At 34.1% G+C, this 19,856-nt stretch carries 16 protein-coding genes; 5 read left to right on the forward strand and 11 right to left on the reverse strand.

The features are described from left to right. Positions 1–25: 25 nt before the first annotated feature. The 9 genes from GQS07_RS08340 to GQS07_RS08380 all read right to left on the reverse strand — a co-directional run bounded on the left by GQS07_RS08340 (position 26) and on the right by GQS07_RS08380 (position 8,917). Entirely contained in the window at positions 26–1,063 is a 1,038-nt protein-coding gene (locus GQS07_RS08340) for an endonuclease I family protein (RefSeq protein ID WP_158210406.1), read from the reverse strand. Between the two features lie 147 nt (positions 1,064–1,210). Beyond that, positions 1,211–2,188, reverse strand: a complete 978-nt coding sequence (locus tag GQS07_RS08345) for an endonuclease I family protein (RefSeq protein ID WP_158210407.1) — start codon at positions 2,186–2,188, stop codon at positions 1,211–1,213. 109 nt (positions 2,189–2,297) lie between these two features. Continuing rightward, the gene (locus GQS07_RS08350; RefSeq protein ID WP_158210408.1) at positions 2,298–3,347 is read right to left on the reverse strand and encodes an endonuclease I family protein; all 1,050 of its coding nucleotides are present in this window, start codon (positions 3,345–3,347) and stop codon (positions 2,298–2,300) included. Between the two features lie 151 nt (positions 3,348–3,498). Further along, on the reverse strand, positions 3,499–4,455 hold the full coding sequence (locus GQS07_RS08355) for an endonuclease I family protein (protein ID WP_158210409.1): 957 nt from the start codon (positions 4,453–4,455) through the stop codon (positions 3,499–3,501). Between the two features lie 109 nt (positions 4,456–4,564). Beyond that, positions 4,565–6,148 (reverse strand): endonuclease I family protein, encoded by a 1,584-nt coding sequence (locus GQS07_RS13765; RefSeq protein ID WP_233269249.1) that lies wholly within the window; start codon positions 6,146–6,148, stop codon positions 4,565–4,567. A 49-nt stretch (positions 6,149–6,197) separates the two neighbouring features. Then, entirely contained in the window at positions 6,198–7,415 is a 1,218-nt protein-coding gene (locus GQS07_RS08365; RefSeq protein ID WP_158210410.1) for an RsmB/NOP family class I SAM-dependent RNA methyltransferase, read from the reverse strand. Between the two features lie 78 nt (positions 7,416–7,493). After that, a complete protein-coding gene (locus GQS07_RS08370) occupies positions 7,494–7,925 on the reverse strand; it encodes a hypothetical protein (protein WP_158210411.1) in 432 nt (143 codons plus the stop codon). Positions 7,926–7,929: 4 nt separating this feature from the next. Next, positions 7,930–8,334 (reverse strand): hypothetical protein, encoded by a 405-nt coding sequence (locus GQS07_RS08375; RefSeq protein ID WP_158210412.1) that lies wholly within the window; start codon positions 8,332–8,334, stop codon positions 7,930–7,932. 40 nt (positions 8,335–8,374) lie between these two features. After that, a complete protein-coding gene (locus tag GQS07_RS08380; RefSeq protein ID WP_158210413.1) occupies positions 8,375–8,917 on the reverse strand; it encodes an RNA polymerase sigma factor in 543 nt (180 codons plus the stop codon). A gap of 101 nt (positions 8,918–9,018) precedes the next feature. Here GQS07_RS08380 and GQS07_RS08385 point away from each other — a divergent pair, with 101 nt between their 5' ends. Beyond that, positions 9,019–9,678 (forward strand): HAD family hydrolase, encoded by a 660-nt coding sequence (locus GQS07_RS08385; protein WP_158210414.1) that lies wholly within the window; start codon positions 9,019–9,021, stop codon positions 9,676–9,678. Between the two features lie 79 nt (positions 9,679–9,757). Then, on the forward strand, positions 9,758–10,273 hold the full coding sequence (locus tag GQS07_RS08390; protein WP_158210415.1) for a DUF2892 domain-containing protein: 516 nt from the start codon (positions 9,758–9,760) through the stop codon (positions 10,271–10,273). A 974-nt stretch (positions 10,274–11,247) separates the two neighbouring features. On the opposite strand, the gene GQS07_RS08395 is transcribed toward GQS07_RS08390, so the two are convergent. Both GQS07_RS08395 and GQS07_RS08400 read right to left on the reverse strand, forming a co-directional pair. Then, entirely contained in the window at positions 11,248–11,931 is a 684-nt protein-coding gene (locus GQS07_RS08395; RefSeq protein WP_158210416.1) for a hypothetical protein, read from the reverse strand. Between the two features lie 296 nt (positions 11,932–12,227). Beyond that, complete coding sequence (locus GQS07_RS08400; protein ID WP_158210417.1) at positions 12,228–13,820, reverse strand: peptide chain release factor 3; 1,593 nt, start codon at positions 13,818–13,820, stop codon at positions 12,228–12,230. Between the two features lie 406 nt (positions 13,821–14,226). Here GQS07_RS08400 and GQS07_RS08405 point away from each other — a divergent pair, with 406 nt between their 5' ends. The 3 genes from GQS07_RS08405 to GQS07_RS08415 all read left to right on the forward strand — a co-directional run bounded on the left by GQS07_RS08405 (position 14,227) and on the right by GQS07_RS08415 (position 19,809). Next, complete coding sequence (locus GQS07_RS08405; protein ID WP_158210418.1) at positions 14,227–15,096, forward strand: hypothetical protein; 870 nt, start codon at positions 14,227–14,229, stop codon at positions 15,094–15,096. Next, on the forward strand, positions 15,083–16,456 hold the full coding sequence (locus GQS07_RS08410) for a peptidylprolyl isomerase (protein WP_158210419.1): 1,374 nt from the start codon (positions 15,083–15,085) through the stop codon (positions 16,454–16,456). The genes GQS07_RS08405 and GQS07_RS08410 overlap by 14 nt, the downstream gene beginning before the upstream one ends. Before the next feature lie 590 nt (positions 16,457–17,046). After that, on the forward strand, positions 17,047–19,809 hold the full coding sequence (locus GQS07_RS08415; RefSeq protein WP_158210420.1) for a bifunctional aconitate hydratase 2/2-methylisocitrate dehydratase: 2,763 nt from the start codon (positions 17,047–17,049) through the stop codon (positions 19,807–19,809). Positions 19,810–19,856 lie beyond the last annotated feature (47 nt).

Below are 19,856 nucleotides of genomic sequence, written 5' to 3' on the forward strand. Positions count from 1 at the left end.
TCTATTAAGATCACCTTTTTTTATATTATTTCTGGTCAGGTTTTACTTCTGTCCAAATGTTTTTAGCGTTCAATTTTTTATCATTGTGAGTCCCCCAAATTAAGTTTGCTAAATGTGGGTTGTCAATGAATGGGTTTCTATTTCCTTGTGAGTAGCTGTTTCTTGGATCACCGTGATGTTCATTCCTTCTTTTTTCAATCTCAGATACAGGGTCTTCTGCATTCCATTTCATAAAGATACTGACCATTCCATCTCTTTCACCAGTTTGAGGGTTGATTATAGTACCTCCATTACCAATTCGATTAGGTATACATTGTTCTCCATAGCGAACATACATATACATCATCATACGTGCTACATCACCTTTCCATTCTTCTCCTGGGAACCATCCACCTGCAACAGGACCTGAATTACCACTTCCTTCAGCAAATTTTTTATTAGAGCGTATGTAATTCCATTCTCCATTGATAGGTCTAAGGTTGTGAGCATCAACACCTGCTGTTAAACCTTCAGGCTTTTCATAATCATAATTGTAATCTGAAGTGTTTGTTACTAACTTAGGAAAAGCTAAAGATTTTGCAAAAACGTGTTCTCTTTCCCAATAATTCTTTCGTCTATCATCATCAAGTCCTTTATGGTTACGCATGTCCATATCGATTGTTCTTTTTGTGATGATATCTTTTTCTCTATTAGTTGGCCATCCATAAATTAATATAACCTCGTTTGGATTATCAGGATTTACATCTGTAATTTCGCTGGCTCTCCAAATATCAGGGGTGTAATTTAATTGATGGTGCGTGTTTTCTAAAAGCTCGTGTAGATCATTTTTTAGATCTGTACCTCTTTTTCTAAAATCAATATCTTTATAGTATGCTCGTTGGTTTTGATCAACTGGAATATAGTTAAATCCTTTGTTATTTTCAGGCTTAGGGTCTGGTTTAGGATTAGGAGTAGACGGATTGTCAATAACTGGTTTATCGATAGGAGAACTATCGTCAGAAGAACTACAGCTTGCTGTTAGTGCAAGAAATGCAGCAAAAATTATAAGACTATATTTTTTCATATAGAGGGTATTAAAGTTGTATAGTGTGAAGAAAGAAAAACTATTACTGTGCTTTCTTTTCTATTGCAAAGATAGAACAACTATCTAAAAAAAGAGCATCTGAACGTGTCAGATGCTCTACTATATTGTAAATAATTGGCAGTTAGTTTATTGCCATTTGTTTTCTGCTTGTGGTCCTCCCCAAATAGCAGTGGCCAGATAAGGATTATCTATAAACGGATTCCTATTTCCTTGTGCGTGTCGCTTAGTTGGGTTACCGTGGTATTCATTTCTTCTTTTTTCAATATCAGATACCGGATCTTCTGCATTCCACTGTAAGAATAGCTTTAGCATTTTTTCATTTCCACCTTGCGTATTGTTTTCAAAAGCACCCGTACCCACTAAATTAGGAGCACATTGTTTGCCGTATCTAACATACATATACATAACCATACGCGCTACATCACCTTTCCACTCATCACCAGGATACCAAGCAGGTTCACGTCCAACGTTTACCACACCTGCATTTCCACTACCTTGCGTAAAACGTTTATTTCCGCGTTCTTCATTCCACTCCCCATTAATGGCTCTAAGGTTATGAGCATCCACACCCGCAATTAGTCCTTCTGGCGTAAAAGCATAATCATCTTCTCTTGTCACTAATTTAGGTTTGGCTAACGATTTAGCAAAGATGTGTTCTCTTTCCCATTTCTTATCTCGATCAGCATTTACATTTCTGTTGTTCTGATCATATTTGCTCATAGAAGGGCGGTGCTTAGGAAGTTTAGCATCAGTTGCAGGCCAACTATACATTAGTATTAAGTTGTTTTTATTAGCCGGATCAGCATCAGTTACTTTACACGCTTCCCAAATATCCGGAGTATATTGTAACTGCTTATGTGTTTTTACTAATAAATCGTGTAAGTCGTTTTTTAAGCTTTCTCCCGTTTTAGTCAAGTCGATATTACTGTAATATTCCTTTTCATATTTATCTGCAATAACAAGATTAGCCTTGTGGTTTGTGTCCACAATCGGATTAAAACCTTGGTTTGCTTCTATGATAGGAGTAGGGGCTTCTGCATTCTTTTTACAACTTGTAAATGCTACAAAAAAGGTAGCAATAGCTACAAACGTATATTTATTCATTCTATGGGATGTGATTATTATTTTAAGAAGTGTAAAGATACAAATTACTCCAAACAAGAAGAGCATCTGAAGTAATCAGATGCTCTTTAGTATTATGGATTGGAAAAGATTATTTCCATTTATTAACTCCTGGATATTGTTTCATACCCCAAATGCGGTTAGCCAACTCAGGGTTGTCAATAAATGGGTTTCTATTCCCTTGCGCTCCTGGATTAGATTTATTACCGTGGTATGTATTTCTTTTTTGTTCAAAAGGAGATACAGGATCTTCTGCATTCCATTTTAAGAACAAGTCAATCATCTCATCAGATAAGATACCTGTTTTATCATTTAAAGGCATTCCAACTTTAGTTGCTTTTGTATAGCCACCACCGTTTTCATTTTCATATCTGATATGCATATACATCATCATACGCGCTACATCACCTTTCCATTCATCACCAGGGTACCAATAATTTCCAATAGCATGTGAATTACCTTTTGCGTCAACAAATTTTTTATTTCCTCTTGAGCTATTACGAGATCTATTGATAGGTCTTAGGTTATGGGCATCGTGTCCTGCAATTTCTTCAATTTTTTTAGGTAGTTCACCATTATAACCTTTTGTAGCTAATGTTTCTTGATTTTTATTTTTATCAACAGCTAATGATTTAGCAAATACGTGTTCTCTTTCCCATAATTGAGTAACAGGTTTTGAAGAAGCACCATTGTTTTTATCAATTTTAGGAACAGAACGCTTTTCGTGTATTTGTTTGGCATCTTTATCTGCCCATCCGTAAATCTGAATTACGTTGTTAGGATTATCAGGATCCTCATCTGTAATCTCTGATGCATCCCATATACCTGGAGTATAAGAAATAGGGGTATGAGTTTTGGTAATTAACTTAGCTAATTGTTTTTTTAACGCCATTCCTTCTTGCGTAAAGTCCATTCCTTTATAATAGTCTTTATATTCAGCAGGAATAAGGTAATCACCCATATTTGGTGTAACAGGTACTTCTGGTTCCTCAGGCTTACCCGGTTCACCTGGTTCATTAGGATTAGGTTTAGTTGGTTTTTCAACAGGAGTTAAATCTGGTTCTGTTACAATTGGATCTTTCGTACAACTGAAAGTAATTAATGAAAGTCCAAGTAAAAAGAGTAATGATCTTTTCTTCATATTAGAGTGATTTAATATTATATAATTTGTTAAAGTGTGTTCTTGTAAATGTTTGATTCGTGTCAATTTCTGCTAAGGTACAGCTTAAATTAAGATAAAAAAAAGAGCTACTTAGTAAAGTAGCTCTTATGTATATGAAAAGTAATTTTATTTATTTCCAACGGTTATCTGCTTCCGGACCTCCCCAAATTTGAGTAGCCAAATACGGATTGTCAATAAATGGGTTTCTATTTCCTTGTCCAGCCGGATTATTAGCATTACCAAGATATTCGTTTCTTGTTTTTTCTCTTTCAGAAACAGGCACTTCAGCATTCCATTTCAAGAATAGGTCAATCATACCATCTGGAGTACTGGTTGTAGAACCCACTCCAATTTTAGAAGGTAAACATTGCTCTCCATAACGAACATACATATACATCATCATACGCGCTACATCACCTTTCCATTCATCGCCAGGATACCATCCACCAGTAACAGGACCTGAATAACCATTACCTGGTGCAAATTTTAGATTATCCCTTTTTCCATTCCAATTTGTATCTGCAGGTCTAATGTTATGTGCATCAGTTCCAGCACCAGGAGGATTGGTGTTAAAACCACCTGCATCTTGTGTATAAACGTGTTCTCTATTCCAAGTGTCATTACCGCTTCCACCTGATGCTTGTTTGCTTATAGCTCTTGTATAAGCTTGCATTTCGGCAGAGCTTCCTTTTTCCTTATGACCATAAACTAAATATACTTCAGTGGGGTTTCCTGATGTAACAGGAACGTAATCTGTAGCCTTAACAGCATCCCATACTTGTTTATATGTTATTTTTTTAGTGTGTGTTTTTGTAACCTTATTAGTTAAATCAGCTTTAAGAGCAGTTCCTTTTTTTGTAAAGTCCACACCTGCGTAGTAAGCCTTTTGTGCTTCAGGTATATTTGAAAAATCACCTGGCTTTACAGGATCAGTTGTTCCTGGATCAGTTGGATCAGTAGTGGGTGGAGTAGGTTTAGATGGTTTTTCAACCGGTGTTAAATCTGGCTCCGTTATAATTGGGTCTTTGGTACAAGCATTTAATGCCAGTAAGGAAACCCCTAATAAGAGGAATAATTTATTTTTCATATAATTTTATTTTATAACATTGACTATTAATTAGATAGTAATAAAGTTACGACAAAAAAAAACTACTCCAAAGTAGAGTAGTTTTAAATTATATGAAAATTGATATTGTCTATTTCCAAAGATTTTTAGCTTCCGGACCTCCCCAAATTTGAGTAGCTAAGTACGGATTGTCAATAAATGGGTTTCTATTCCCTTGCGCATACTGGTTAGAAGTATTTGCGTGGTATTTATTTCTGTTTCTTTCAATTTCTGATACTGGATCAGCTGCATTCCATTCTAATAAGATAGCAACCATATTATTATCCTCTTTAGTAGTAGAACCAACGGCAACTCCTGTAGGTAAACATCTGTTGTTGTATCTAACATACATATACATCATCATACGTGCTACATCACCTCTCCATTCATCACCAGGATACCATCCACCAGATACAGGACCAGAAAATCCTGAACCTTTTGCAAATTTCAAGTTTCCTCTTGCTGCATTCCATTGTACATCTGCTGGACGTAAGTGGTGTCCATCAGCACCTGGACCAGATTCACCTAAATTAGGCGTACCTAACGATTTAGCATACGTATGCTCTCTATTCCATTGTCCTTGACCACCTCCATTAGATTGCTTACCTCTTGTGTATGCTTTTGTACCAGTAGTAGTCCCTTTATGTCCATACAATAAATACACTTCATTTCCAGCAGGTGTCAAATCAGTTGCTTTAGCTGCATCCCAAACATTACCATAAGACAACGTTTTAGTATGTGTATCACTCACAAGCTTACTTAACTCTTCTTTTAGTGCTATTCCTGTTTTCTTGAAATCAACTCCCTTATAGTAATTAGCTTGATCACTTGGAATATTAAATTCACCTGGTTTACTTGGTGTAGTAGGTTGTTCTGGCTCTGTAGGTTCAGTTGGTGTTGTCGGTTGGTTATTGTCAAAAACAATACTATCAATCAATAAATTGTAGTTTCCGTTTTTACCAACTTTAAAAGCAAACACAGATCCTTTACCACTTTTGTTGTAATCAACACCAGTTAAATCTAAAGTAACTTTAATCCAATTTGTAGCATTAATATTAACCCCTACATAGTTGTTAGCAAATGCTGTATTACTATCATTCATTGTGATAGCAGTTTTCTTTAAAACGATATCCTTAGATAAAATAATATCTGTTTTACTATTGATCTCTGCATCCGTTCTTAAATTGAAAACATTATAAGAACCATCCGCTTTATACACATTAAAAGAAAGCGATTGATTAGCTGTTCCTTTAAGGAAGAAAGTGATTGTTTTAGCATTTGCGTTTACAGTCTGGTTTTCAGTTGTAAATACATATTCATTTTTAGTAGTAGCTCCTTTAATGCTTAAAGCGTTTTTACCATCTTTACCTTGACCAGCAGCTAAAGTTGCATAAGGCTGAAGTTTAAATGTATTAAGCGAATTTTTAAAGCTTTCAAAATCGTTGAAATCAGCTACCGTATTTGGTTTGTTGGCATCAACACCAGCATCGCCAGTTGGTTTTGAAGGATCTGTTGGTTTGCCACCATTATCTCCTGGTTTATCTCCTCCTGGTTTTGTCGGTTTAGGTTTTTCTACTTTCGTATTAGTAGGCTCTGTAATAATAGGATCTTTTGTACATCCTAAAACAGACAGCATAAAACCTGCAATTAAAACAAGTAATGTGTTTTTTTTCATTAGGTAAGTGTAGTGTATTATGTTTTGTAAGTTTTTCTATGAAAAAAGATTACTTGTTTTTTCTTTCCAATAAAGCCATATAGAATCCGTCAAATCCAGACTCGTGCGACAATACTTTTCTATCTTCGATGAAAGTAAAGTCTTGACCAGCTTCACTGTTTAAGAATTTCTCAATTTGCTTTTCGTTTTCAGAAGGCAAGATTGAACAAGTAGCGTAAACCATTTTACCACCTGGTTTTAATATCTTAGAATAATCCTGTAATACTTGTTGTTGAACAGCTTTAATTTCTTCAACAAATTCAGGTCTTAATTTCCATTTGCTATCAGGGTTTCTCTTTAAAACACCTAAACCACTACAAGGAGCATCAATTAAAACACGGTCTGCTTTTTCGTGTAATTTTTTAATTGTTTTTGTTCCCTCAATGATGCGGTATTCAATGTTGAATGCCCCATTACGTTTAGCACGTAATTTCAATTGTTTTTGTTTGCTTTCGTAGATATCCATAGCAATAATCTGCCCTTTGTTTTCCATCAAAGCAGCAATGTGCAATGTTTTACCACCAGCACCAGCACAAGTATCAACAACTCTCATACCTGGTTTCACGTCAAGTAAACGTGCCACAAGTTGAGAAGAAGCATCTTGTACTTCAAACAATCCTTCTTTAAAAGCGTCTGTCATAAAAACATTAGCTCTTTCTTTTAAAACTAAAGCATCTGGGTATTCCTCAGGCATAATAGTTTCAATATCTAAGTCAAACAAAATAGCGTGTAACTTCTCACGTGTCGTTTTTAACGTATTCACACGTAAAATAACGCTTGCTTGTTGATTTTGAGCAGTGATTTCTTTCTCCCAAACTTCTTTTCCAAGTTCTTGTAATCCAAGTTCGTCAATCCAATCAGGAATAGACTCTTTGAATTTTCTTGTTTTTGTAAGTTCGTCAAATCTACCTTTGATTCTACGAACAGGAGTGTTTTCAAAATATTTCCAATCTGGAAGTGTATAACCTCTTAAAACAGCCCATACAGCAAAAATACGCCAAGCGTCATCTCTGGTATATGGTTCTTTTACTTCTGCAATTTCAGCATATAATCTTTTCCATCTCGTGATTTCATAAATAGTTTCAGCAACGAATTTACGATCCGCGCTTCCCCAACGTTTGTCCTTTTTTAAGGCTCTCGCCACCATTTTATCGGCATACTCTCCGTCGTTGAAAATTGCTAAAATAGAGTCGATTACTGTAAATACAAGGTTTCTGTGTAGTCTCATTAATATAATATAATAAAATAGCCTACAAATATACGTCTTTGTAGGCTATATGTTTAACTATAGATTGTTATTTTCTCTTTATTTCTTCTCTTTGTATTTTTTTAAGAGCTTTTTGTTAAAATCATCTTCCGCTTTCTTTAAAATCAAGATTTTTTTATCTCCAATTATCTTTTTAGCATCTTCGATAAACTTTTTACGGGTAGAGAAATACGAGTTTTCAAACTCTACTAACTCTTTCAAACGCTTAGAAGCATCGCTTTCACTGATTTGATTCAGATCTTCAACAGTACTTCTTTTAATGTATTTAACAATGTCATTATGTCTTAACTCACCCATCTTTTTATCGTAAGCTGTATAAACAGGCCAAAACTTTTCAGCCTCATTATCACTTAAGTTTAATTGTGTTGTAAGGTGTGCTATTTTTAGCGATCTAATTTGTTCGTGTTTATCTTGTGCAAATGAAGAATGACAAACGAAAAGGATAAGTAAGAAAGGAATTATTTTTTTCATATTATTATTCATTTAAGTAATACTCAATGTCAATATGTGATAGTACATAGTGATCAATTTGAGTTTGGTTAATGTTTATTGAGTTTTCAATTTCTTGAATATCGTCTTCATCTAAAGCATTGATGATGTCGTTAGAAAGGGAATACGATTGGTTGTATTCTAAGTAATTTTCTAAAGACTCCGTTTCAATCTTAGTTGATTTTTCAAATTTAAAAGTTAATGTCAAAGCAAGCAATGCCACTACGGATGCAGCAGCTACCCATAGGAATCTATTGCGTTTTAGAGGAATTACTTTTGGCTCTGTAGGCGCATTTTCCAACTGATCAAAAACACGTTGTTCTAAATTCTTAAAGTAGTCCTCTGGCACTTTAAAAACTTTTTTGGCATCTGTATTTTGTAACTGTTTCATATTACTCCTTTATCCTTAGACGATATAAATGTCTAAAGGTTTAATTGCTATTAATAAATTTTTCTATTTTCTTGACTGCGTGGTGATAAGATGCTTTTAAAGCTCCGACACTGGTATCTACAATTTCTGATATTGTTTGATAGTCGAGCTCTTCAAAATACTTCAACTTAAACACTAATTGTTGTTTTTCAGGCAAGGTGGCTATGGCTTTCTGCAAGAGTATTTCAGCTTCATCTCCGTCAAATAAACTATCTGCTTCTAATTGGTCTATTAGATATTCGTTTAGTTCTTCTGAATTAACCTTCATTTTATTCTTGCGTTGTTTCAAAAAGTCCAATGCCTGATTTGTCGCAATGCGATACATCCAAGAAAATAGTTTACTGTCGCCTTTAAACTTATCTATATTTTGAAATATTTTGATGAATGTTTCTTGCAGTACATCATCTGTATCGTCGTGGTTTAGGACTAACGTACGAATATGCAAATACAGTCGCTCTTGATAGAGAGACATCAACTCGCGAAAAGCTTCGTGTTTGGTAACGCTATTTTTTAGTCTTTTAACTAATTCGTTTTCGTCAGTCAATTTGTATTGCTTTGGTTAGTGTAGTTCGTTTTTTGGTAAGAGGTAAAAATATGTATTAATATCGGTTTATTTCGCGAAAGCTGTTATTTTTGTGGGAAAAAATGGTAAAGACAGTAATCTTTGATATGGATGGTGTTATTGTGGACACAGAACCGGTACACCGTTATGCATACCACAGTCACTTTGCAGAATTGGGAATTGAAATTTCTGAACACGTTTACAATTCTTTTACAGGACACTCAACTAAGAATACGTATGAGCGCATTAAAGAGTTATATGGAGTAGAGGGAGACGTACAGGAAATGGTGCTTCGCAAGCGCGCTTTGTTTAACGATGCTTTTGACACAAAACCTGATTTGGAGCTAATTGATGGGGTAAGAGATTTGATTGAAGGGCTTTATCACCAAGGTGTAGAGTTGGTTGTGGGGTCATCTGCTTCTAAAAGTACGATAGACCGCGTATTTAAACGCTTTAACCTATATCCTTATTTTACACATATCGTAAGTGGAGAAGACTTACCTAAGTCTAAACCCGATCCTGCTATTTTCTTAAAAGCGGCTTCGTTGGCTAAACACAATGCGAAAGACGAATGTATTGTGATTGAGGATAGTACAAACGGAATTAAAGCAGCGAATGCAGCGGGTATTCGAGTGATCGGATATAAGAGTGCTAATTCAAAGCAACAAGATTATACGGGAGCAAATTATATAGTGCGCGATTTTACAGAGATAAACGCAGATTATATTCTTAATTTGGATTAGTTATTTGCTTCGGTTTATTTTTATAATGCTAAGTTTTTACTAACTTTGCTTTCTTTATAACAAACGTTAATTTACATAGATGTTTCATAGATATATTAAATTAGGTATAGCTGGGCTATTGTTTGCAACAGCGATTTGGCAATTTGTAGAAGGAGGAATCGGAAACGGAATTTTCTTATTGTTTTTAATGGCAATCGTAATATTGCTTTACTACAAAAATGAGTTTATCCTGTTAGCTTTCTTAAAATTGAGAAAACAAGACTTTGATGGAGCTCAAAAATGGTTGAATAAAATTAAGAATCCTGAAACAGCTTTAGTTCGCAAACAGAATGGTTACTATAACTATTTAATGGGAATTATGACATCTCAAACTAACTTAAATGCTTCTGAAAAATATATGAAGAAAGCAGTAGAGTTAGGATTGAATATGGATCAAGATTTAGCAATGGCTAAATTACAGTTGGCTGGTATTGCAATGACTAAACGCAGAAAGCTTGAAGCTCAAAAATTATTGGGTGAAGCTCAAAAATTAGACAAGCAAGGAATGCTAAAAGATCAAATCAAAATGATGAAAGAACAAATGAAGAGATTCTAATTGAATCACTCATTTTAAGATATAGAAAGCCGTACATTTTATGTGCGGCTTTTTTTTATGCCTACACCTGCTTGTTGTAATTAATAACAATAGTAAGTAGCAGTGCTATGTGAATAAACTAAAAACAAGGGATAGGCTTACTTTGACTTTTGTGTTCTCGCCTTTATAACAACAAACTACTTATAGTCTACCGCTTAATTATAGTTGTTTAGTGTACAAATGCTGTTTTGGGTATCACAGTAAACACGAGGCTTACGCGAGTTTTGTCTATACTATGTTCGAGACAAGTTCGACACAACGCCCACATTCGCTCGGAAACAGGGGGTGTTTTCCGAACATCTCTCGAATTTGTGTGGTGTCAGTCTCGAATAAGTTACGACTATAATTCGAGCAGTAGTTAAGTTATAACAAACGGATATTTATGTTTTATTAGGATATCAAAGAACTTAGCAAGCTTGTATTGGGGTAATAAGCAGAACAAATGTCTGTTATATCTAATGCAAAAGTAGGAATAGCTGAAACATAGAAATTGGCAAAGCGGTTATTTTGACATCATTTGCTATCATCTGCTATCAAATGACATCATATGCACTATAAACTCCGTCCCACTTTTGTACTCAATTCTCTCTAAACCCTTATATATAAAGGGATTGAGATGGTTTTAAATGACATTTAGTCGCAAATAAGCCGTAAATAAGTCGTAATTACCTCACCTAAAGGCCTTTTTCGCGAACTAATTACGACTTAATTCCGAGGTAATTACGACTTAATGCCGTATGAGATAGTAACGAATACTGTTTAAGTCCAGTGTTTATAAGGATTTGAAGCAGTTTCGCTTAAAAAGTGTAAACAAAAAAAAACGCTTGGGTATAATACTCAAGCGTTTTGTTGTTTTATAAAAAATGTATTATTTAATCTCTTCAGCTATAAATATTCATTTTACTGAAGGGGATTTTGAATGTGGTAACGAATGACTAACGCATAGGAATAGCATTAAAAGCGACTGTTTCGTCTGCTGCTGTTATATATTTTAAGATGAGTTTCTTAAAGGTTTTAAGAATATAGATTTCTTGTACTGTAAAGTTATAATTGCTGTCTTTTATTTCTGATATATACTTTTTTAGAAATTCTTTTCTATGTGCTTCTTTCAGAGAATCGAAAATGAAAGTTAACTGTGAATTATTTTCGTCAAGTGCTTCAATTTCAATACTCCATTGCAGTAGTCCGTTTTTGTAAAAGCTATCGTCGAGGTATGGTTTTATAGGATGATTGGACATTTCAGCTTTTAAGTCAGCTTGCGTCAGGATTAATATATCTGCCGAATTCCTTTTCTCTTGAATGGCTTCATTATATTTTTTTCTATTGGTAACAATTTGGGCAGCTTCGTATTGTTTGTATTCAGATAAGTGTATGGTCATACCTCGTTCTTTTTGAACAATTGAATCTACAGTCGTTTTTTTTAAAGCGGGAATTAATGGATAATTAGAATGATTAGCATCGTTAAAGTATTCAAAGTAGATTTTTAAATTATCAAGCGATATAGGAATCTTTTTAACCTGATTGTTATTGCTTACTTTTTGTCCGTAAATAAGAATTGGAAAAACTAATAGTAAAAATAAGAGTGGAGTTTTGATGTTTTTAATCATAATAAATTTCATTTCACTTGTTTTAAATATTAAAAATACAGTGTTGCTTGTAGTAGAGCCTACATTGTATTTTAGATAACTGAATAGCTTGTAATAGACTGGCAAGGTAGTTATTAAAAACTATTATTGGTACTTCGTTTTTAAGAGAAATAGTAATACTTCAGAATAGCTTGCTCTTTTACGAGAATTGAAAAGTAACGTGTTGTTGTGTTTGCTATTTTAAGAGGAAAGAAAAATATGGAAATTATAAACAAAAAAAACGCTTGAGCCATTATACCCAAGCGTTTTGTTGTTTTATAAAAAACGTATTATTTAATTTCTTCAGATGTAAATCTTAATTTTACTGAAGGGAATTTACTTTGTGTCATTTGAATAGAGAATTCACTATCCGCTAAGAATACCAATTGCCCTGATTTATCAATTGCAAGGTATTTTTGTTTGATACGTTTGAACTCTTTAAACTCCTCGTTCTTCGGATCGTCAGGACGTACCCAACAAGCTTTGTGAGCAGGGAAGTTTTCATACGTACATTTAGCACCATATTCGTGTTCTAAACGGTATTGGATAACCTCGTATTGTAACGCACCAACCGTACCAATTACTTTACGGCCGTTCATTTCAAGTGTAAACAACTGTGCAACCCCTTCATCCATTAACTGGTCGATACCTTTTTCTAATTGCTTAGATTTCATCGGATCAGCATTGTTGATGTAACGGAAGTGCTCAGGAGAGAAGTTAGGAATTCCTTTGAAACTCATTAATTCACCTTCTGTCAGTGTATCTCCAATTTTGAAGTTACCTGTATCGTGTAAACCAACAATATCTCCAGCATAAGAAATATCAACAATTTCTTTCTTCTCTGCAAAGAATGCATTTGGACTTGAGAACTTCAATTTCTTACCTTGTCTTACGTGTAAGTAAGGCGTATTACGTTCAAAAGTACCAGAAACGATTTTGATAAACGCTAAACGGTCACGGTGTTTTGGGTCCATATTTGCGTGAATTTTAAATACAAATCCAGCAAATGTTTTCTCTGTTGGCTCTACGATTCTTGTGTCAGATTCTTTTGCTCTTGGAGATGGTGCAATGTGAATAAAACAATCCAATAATTCACGTACCCCAAAGTTGTTTAAAGCAGAACCGAAGAATACAGGTTGTAATTCTCCTCTTACATATTCCTCTCTGTCAAAAGCAGGGTAGATACCTTCAATGATTTCTAATTCTTCACGTAGTGTACCAGCAGCTTTAGCTCCAACTATTTTATCTAATTCAGGAGATTCTAAGTCAGAAATACTAATTGTTTCATCAATGTTTTTTCTACTATCTTCACTGAATAAGTTGATATTTTTTTCCCAGATATTATAGATACCTTTAAAGTCGTATCCCATTCCAATTGGGAAACTCAAAGGAGTAACTCTTAATTGTAGTTTTTGCTCAACTTCATCCATTAATTCGAATGCATCACGACCTTCACGGTCTAATTTGTTGATGAATACAATCATTGGAATATTACGCATTCTACAAACTTCAACTAATTTTTCTGTTTGTTCCTCAACCCCTTTCGCAACGTCGATTACTACGATAACACTATCTACAGCAGTTAGCGTTCTAAACGTATCTTCAGCGAAGTCTTTGTGTCCAGGTGTATCTAAAATATTGATTTTTTTGTCTTTATAATTGAACGCAAGTACAGATGTAGCAACAGAGATACCACGTTGACGCTCAATTTCCATAAAATCGGAAGTAGCTCCTTTTTTAATTTTGTTGTTTTTTACAGCCCCAGCTTCTTGAATAGCTCCACCAAAAAGAAGTAACTTTTCTGTAAGTGTAGTTTTACCAGCATCCGGGTGAGCAATAACACCAAATGTACGTCTACGATCAATTTCTTTTAAAAAACTCATTATTAAAAATTTTAGGCTACAAAAGTACTTATTATTTGTATAAAAAAAAGCTGTTTTTTGCGTTATAGCTGTGTCTTGACTTGCTAAGTAGGTTATTTTATGCTTATTTTTAAAGCTTACTTTAGTTATTTGGGTACAATTGCGTTGAATTCATCCCTTTTTTAGAGTAATAACGTTGTGGAAAAAAGGAATAGAATCTTTTTAAAACAGTAAGGCAATTAAAATGCCAATATAGAGTTAACATATAGTTCTGCTTTGTAAGAGTAGTTGTATTATTGTGTTACAGTAGTTCTAATTTATACACCATTTGTTGTAAATAGGTGATTAATAAAAGAAAGATTGCTAAGAACTAACTTTAAATAAGTATTTTTGAAAATTAGTTTGATAAAAGTCAAAATGTATTGGTATGAAAAACCGTAATATTCTAAGCTATTGTTTGATTTTACTGGCGAGTTGTACAGTTTTGACTTCTTGTGGAAACAATGGGGATGCTGGTGATAAGAAGAATGCTGTAGCAAGGGTAAACAACAATTACTTACAAAGAGATGAACTAAATAGTATTGTTCCGTTAGGGGCAACACAAAAAGATAGTTTGGGAATTGTAACTCGATTTATAGATAAGTGGGCAAGTAAGCGACTGTTATTAGATGCGGCTGAGTTTAACTTATCAGATGATAAAGTAGAGGAAATAGATAAATTGGTCGCTCAATTTAAAAGTGATTTGCTGATTAAAGCGTATTTGGAAAAGTTAGTGCAACAGCAAATTGATACCGTAGTTAAAGAAAAAGATTTGGAAGCGTACTATAGTAAGTATAAGCAGAATTTCTTGATTGATGATATGCTGGTAAAGTTGTCTTACGTTAATGTAATGAATGACAACAGCAATTTTAAGACTATTAAAAAGTACTTTACATCGTCTAAAAAAGAGGATTTAACGAAGTTAGAAGATATGTCATTACATATGAAATCTTATGCTTTGAATGATTCAATTTGGGTAGATGTAAAACAGATTTATGAGAAATTACCGTTTATAGAGCGAGGAAATAGGGATAGTTATTTAAAAAACAACTATTTTTTTGAGGAAGAAGGAGAAAATAGTACTTATTTTGTGAAAGTAAAATCAGTTATAGGTAGAGGAAAAGTGATACCGTATGACTTTATGAAAAAATCATTGCGATTGATGGTAATAAACGATCGTAAAATGGAGTTATTAAAACAATTTGAAGAAGATATTTTAAAGGATGCTAAAAACAATAAGAGATATGAAGTTTTTTAATAAGAAGATGATAATGGCTTTAGGGCTGTCGTTGTCTTTTGTAGGTTTCGCACAAGCGCAGACTAAGCCAGGAAGAAAGATTGATGGTGTAGTAGGAGTAGTAGGAGAGTACGTTATTTTGGAGTCTGAAATTGACAAAACGTTGATTGAGTTAAAAGCACAACGTATTCCTGTTGGAGATTTGTCGAGATGTGACTTGTTCGAAAAATTATTAGAGGACAAACTTTTTGCGCACCAAGCAGTACAAGACAGTTTAGAGGTTACTGATGCTGAGATTACGAGTTTTATGACTGACCAAGTAAACCGAATGGTTGAAGAGGTAGGTTCAATGGATAAGATATTGAAGTTTTACAACAAAAAGACTGAAGAGGAATTCCGCGAGTACTTTTTTGATATTGTAAAGCAAAACAAATTGACACAAAATATGCAACAGCACATTGTGTCTAAGGTTACGATTACTCCTGAAGAGGTACGTTCGTTCTTTAACGAGATTCCAAAAGATGAATTACCAATGGTAGGTGATGAGGTTGAATTGGCTGAGATTGTTATTAAACCAGTTATTTCAAAAGAGCAAAAACAATTGGTGATTGACCGTTTGAAAGAAATGAAAAAAGATGTTCTTGAAAATGGGGCAAGCTTTTTTAGTAAGGCTGTATTGTTTACAGATGACCCTGGTTCTGCACCAAATGGAGGATTCTACTCTATTACAAAGAAAACACCTTTCGTAAAAGAGTTTAAAGATGTTGCTTTCAGTACGGCAGAGGGAGATATTTCTGAGCCATTTGAAACAGAGTATGGATATCACATTATTCAGGTTGAAAAAATTAGAGGACAATATGTGGACTTACGCCATATTTTGTTAATTCCTAAACCAACGGATGAGGCAATAGCTGAAGCTAAGAAGAAATTAGAGGGAATTAGAGAGAAAATTATCAATAAGGAAATCACTTTTGCAGAGGCAGCAGCAGCTTCATCTGACGAAAAAGAGACAAGACAAAATGGGGGAATTATGAAAGATCCAATGACAATGGATCCTCGTTTTGAATTGAATAATATGGATGATAGAGAGTTGTATTTCTTGGTTTCTGGATTAAAAGAAGGGGAAGTTTCTCCAATTGCTACAAAAACAGATATGCAAACAAGAGGGAAGAATTTCCGTATTGTAACTGTAAATAAGAAGTTTCCAGAGCACAAAATTGACTTTGTAGAAGATTATACTAAGGTTAAGAATATGGCTTTGAACAAAAAACAAGCTGAAGAAGTAGAAAAATGGGTATCTATTAAGACAAAAGATGCTTATATCAATATTCAGGGTGATTTTCGCGATTGTAAATTTCGCAATAATTGGCTGAAAAAATAAGAAAATAATAATCACAGAGATTGAAAACGACATTTTGACAATAGGTTGAAATGTCGTTTTTTTATTAATTAAAGAGTTTATTTTCTAAAATGATATTTTAAGCATTAAAAAACAATCAATTTGAGTAAAGTAGGTTTTATTCTTTAAAATTATTAGCTTATTATCATTACAATAGAATGTTTATAAATAATCTTATTTGTATTTGTAGGAAACATTAAAAACTTTTGAAAATTAATTAGTTTGCGTAAATTTGTGATGACAAAAAATTAAATACAAGTTAGACTTTTTTAAGAATAAGGTGTTTGGTTTCTAATTACTTGAATAGGGTAGTGTGCTATGGTCTATTTACACTAAAAATAAGTGTAAGACGATAGCGTTTTATTCATTTACTGTTAATATGGAATTTTAAAGGTGATTGTATTAATAATCACAAAGTGGAATTTATTTAAAAGTGAAGTAATCTAAAGGGAGCAAGGGCTTGTGCTTTGTGAGAGCATAGCGAGTATTAAAACTAAAAACAAAATAACATTAATAGGTTGATAGAAATGTCAAAATTACTTTGTCAACCTTAGATTTAATAGATATTAATTATGAGCCTTTATAAGGATTACTTAAACGAAATTGAAGAAAGAAAAGGGTTAGGACTTAGCCCGAAACCAATTGATGGTGCTGAACTATTAAGTGAAATTATTGAACAAGTTAAAGATGCTGCTAATGAATATCACGCAGAGTCTTTAAAACTTTTTGTTTATAATGTTTTACCTGGTACTACAAGTGCTGCTGGTGTTAAAGCAAAATTTTTAAAAGAGATTATCTTAGGTACTGCTGTAGTAAGTGAAATTACTCCTGCTTATGCTTTCGAATTATTATCTCATATGAAAGGTGGACCTTCTATTGAAGTTCTTCTTGATTTAGCTTTAGGTAATGATGTTGCAACTGCTGAGGAAGCTGCAAAAGTACTTAAAACTCAAGTTTTCTTATACGACGCAGATACTGATCGTTTAAAAGAAGCTTTCTTAAAAGGAAACGTAATCGCTAAGGATATTTTAGAGAGCTATGCAAAAGCTGAGTTCTTTACAGAATTACCAGCTGTAGCTGAGAAAATTGAAGTAGTTACATTTATCGCTGGAGAAGGTGATATCTCTACTGACTTATTATCTCCAGGTAACCAAGCTCACTCTCGTTCTGACCGTGAATTACACGGACAGTGTATGATTACTCCTGAAGCACAAAAAGAAATTAAAGCGTTACAAGAATTACACCCAGGAAAAAGTGTAATGTTAATCGCTGAAAAAGGTACAATGGGAGTTGGATCTTCAAGAATGTCTGGAGTAAACAACGTTGCTCTTTGGACAGGAAAACAAGCGAGTCCTTATGTACCGTTTGTAAATATTGCTCCAATTGTTGGGGGTACTAATGGTATTTCTCCTATTTTCTTAACTACTGTTGATGTAACTGGTGGTATTGGTCTTGACCTTAAAAACTGGGTTAAAAAGACTGACGCTAACGGAGAAGTAGTTCGTAACGAAAAAGGAGAGCCAGTATTAGAAGAAGTTTACTCTGTAGCTACAGGTACTGTTCTTACAATTGATACAAAAGCGAAAAAACTTTATAATGGAGACCAAGAGTTAATTGATATTGCAAAAGCTCTTACACCTCAAAAATTAGAGTTTATCAAAGCTGGTGGTTCTTATGCTATCGTATTTGGTAAAAAAATCCAAACTTTTGCTGCTAAAACATTAGGAGTTGATGCTCCTGTAGTTTTTGCTCCGTCAAAAGAAATTTCTATCGAAGGTCAAGGGCTTACTGCTGTTGAAAAAATCTTCAATAGAAATGCAGTTGGAGTAACAGAAGGAAAAGTATTACACGCTGGTTCTGACGTTCGTGTTGAGGTTAATATCGTTGGATCTCAAGATACAACTGGATTAATGACTTCTCAAGAGTTAGAAGCAATGGCTGCTACAGTTATTTCTCCTATCGTTGATGGTGCATACCAATCAGGATGTCACACTGCATCAGTTTGGGATAAAAAAGCGCAAGCTAACATCCCTAAATTAATGAAATTTATGAATGACTTCGGATTGATCACAGCACGTGACCCTAAAGGAGAATATCATTCAATGACTGACGTTATTCACAAAGTATTAAACGACATTACTATTGACGATTGGGCTATCATTATTGGTGGTGACTCTCACACAAGAATGTCTAAAGGTGTTGCTTTTGGAGCGGATTCAGGTACAGTAGCTCTTGCTTTAGCTACAGGAGAGGCGTCTATGCCAATTCCAGAATCTGTAAAAGTTACATTTAAAGGAGAGATGAAATCTCATATGGATTTCCGTGATGTGGTTCACGCTACTCAATCTCAAATGTTGAAACAATTTGGTGGTGAAAACGTATTCCAAGGTAGAATTATCGAGGTTCATATCGGTACTCTTTTGGCTGACCAAGCGTTTACATTTACTGACTGGACTGCTGAGATGAAAGCGAAAGCGTCTATCTGTATTTCTCAAGATGACACGTTAATCGAGTCTTTAGAGATTGCTAAAAACCGTATCCAAATCATGATTGATAAAGGTATGGATAACAAAAACCACGTATTACAAGGTTTAATTAATAAAGCGAATAAGAGAATCGAAGAGATTAAATCTGGTGATAAACCAGCTTTAGCTCCAGATGCTAATGCTAAATATTATGCTGAAGTAGTGGTTGATTTAGACATCATCGAGCAACCAATGATTGCTGACCCAGATGTTAACAATGACGATATTTCTAAACGTTATACACACGATACTATTAGAGAGCTTTCTTTCTACGGTGGAGATAAAAAAGTAGATTTAGGATTCGTAGGATCTTGTATGGTTCACAAAGATGACTTAAAAATTGTTTCTCAAATGCTTAAAAACATTGAAAAACAAAATGGTGAAGTTAAATTTAACGCACCTTTAGTTGTTGCTGCACCTACTTACAACATCATTGACGAGTTAAAAGCTGAAGGAGATTGGGAATATTTACAAAAATACTCTGGTTTCGAATTTAGCGACCTTTTACCTAAAAACAATGCTCGTACAGAATATGAAAATATTATGTATTTAGAGCGTCCTGGTTGTAACTTATGTATGGGTAACCAAGAGAAAGCTGCAAAAGGAGATACAGTAATGGCTACTTCAACTCGTTTGTTCCAAGGACGTGTAGTTGAAGATTCAGAACGCAAAAAAGGAGAGTCTTTATTGGCATCAACTCCAGTTGTAGTTCTTTCAGCTATTTTAGGTAGAATTCCAACAATTGAAGAGTATAAAGCTTCAGTAGAAGGAATTAACTTAACAAAATTTGCTCCTATTTCAACTAAGTAATAGAAAGTAATAAATATATAAAGCGAGGTAGTCTATACAGATTACCT

It is taken from the genome of Myroides phaeus (assembly GCF_009799805.1).
Lineage (GTDB): Bacteria > Bacteroidota > Bacteroidia > Flavobacteriales > Flavobacteriaceae > Flavobacterium > Flavobacterium phaeum_A.

What these genes read in the sequence shown, in the direction of transcription:
- GQS07_RS08340 (WP_158210406.1), bottom strand. Translation starts at nt 1,063, where the DNA reads ATGAAAAAATATAGTCTTATAATTTTTGCTGCATTTCTTGCACTAACA.
- GQS07_RS08345 (WP_158210407.1), bottom strand. Translation starts at nt 2,188, where the DNA reads ATGAATAAATATACGTTTGTAGCTATTGCTACCTTTTTTGTAGCATTT.
- GQS07_RS08350 (WP_158210408.1), bottom strand. Translation starts at nt 3,347, where the DNA reads ATGAAGAAAAGATCATTACTCTTTTTACTTGGACTTTCATTAATTACT.
- GQS07_RS08355 (WP_158210409.1), bottom strand. Translation starts at nt 4,455, where the DNA reads ATGAAAAATAAATTATTCCTCTTATTAGGGGTTTCCTTACTGGCATTA.
- GQS07_RS13765 (WP_233269249.1), bottom strand. Translation starts at nt 6,148, where the DNA reads ATGAAAAAAAACACATTACTTGTTTTAATTGCAGGTTTTATGCTGTCT.
- GQS07_RS08365 (WP_158210410.1), bottom strand. Translation starts at nt 7,415, where the DNA reads ATGAGACTACACAGAAACCTTGTATTTACAGTAATCGACTCTATTTTA.
- GQS07_RS08370 (WP_158210411.1), bottom strand. Translation starts at nt 7,925, where the DNA reads ATGAAAAAAATAATTCCTTTCTTACTTATCCTTTTCGTTTGTCATTCT.
- GQS07_RS08375 (WP_158210412.1), bottom strand. Translation starts at nt 8,334, where the DNA reads ATGAAACAGTTACAAAATACAGATGCCAAAAAAGTTTTTAAAGTGCCA.
- GQS07_RS08385 (WP_158210414.1), top strand. Translation starts at nt 9,019, where the DNA reads ATGGTAAAGACAGTAATCTTTGATATGGATGGTGTTATTGTGGACACA.
- GQS07_RS08390 (WP_158210415.1), top strand. Translation starts at nt 9,758, where the DNA reads ATGTTTCATAGATATATTAAATTAGGTATAGCTGGGCTATTGTTTGCA.
- GQS07_RS08395 (WP_158210416.1), bottom strand. Translation starts at nt 11,931, where the DNA reads ATGAAATTTATTATGATTAAAAACATCAAAACTCCACTCTTATTTTTA.
- GQS07_RS08400 (WP_158210417.1), bottom strand. Translation starts at nt 13,820, where the DNA reads ATGAGTTTTTTAAAAGAAATTGATCGTAGACGTACATTTGGTGTTATT.
- GQS07_RS08405 (WP_158210418.1), top strand. Translation starts at nt 14,227, where the DNA reads ATGAAAAACCGTAATATTCTAAGCTATTGTTTGATTTTACTGGCGAGT.
- GQS07_RS08410 (WP_158210419.1), top strand. Translation starts at nt 15,083, where the DNA reads ATGAAGTTTTTTAATAAGAAGATGATAATGGCTTTAGGGCTGTCGTTG.
- GQS07_RS08415 (WP_158210420.1), top strand. Translation starts at nt 17,047, where the DNA reads ATGAGCCTTTATAAGGATTACTTAAACGAAATTGAAGAAAGAAAAGGG.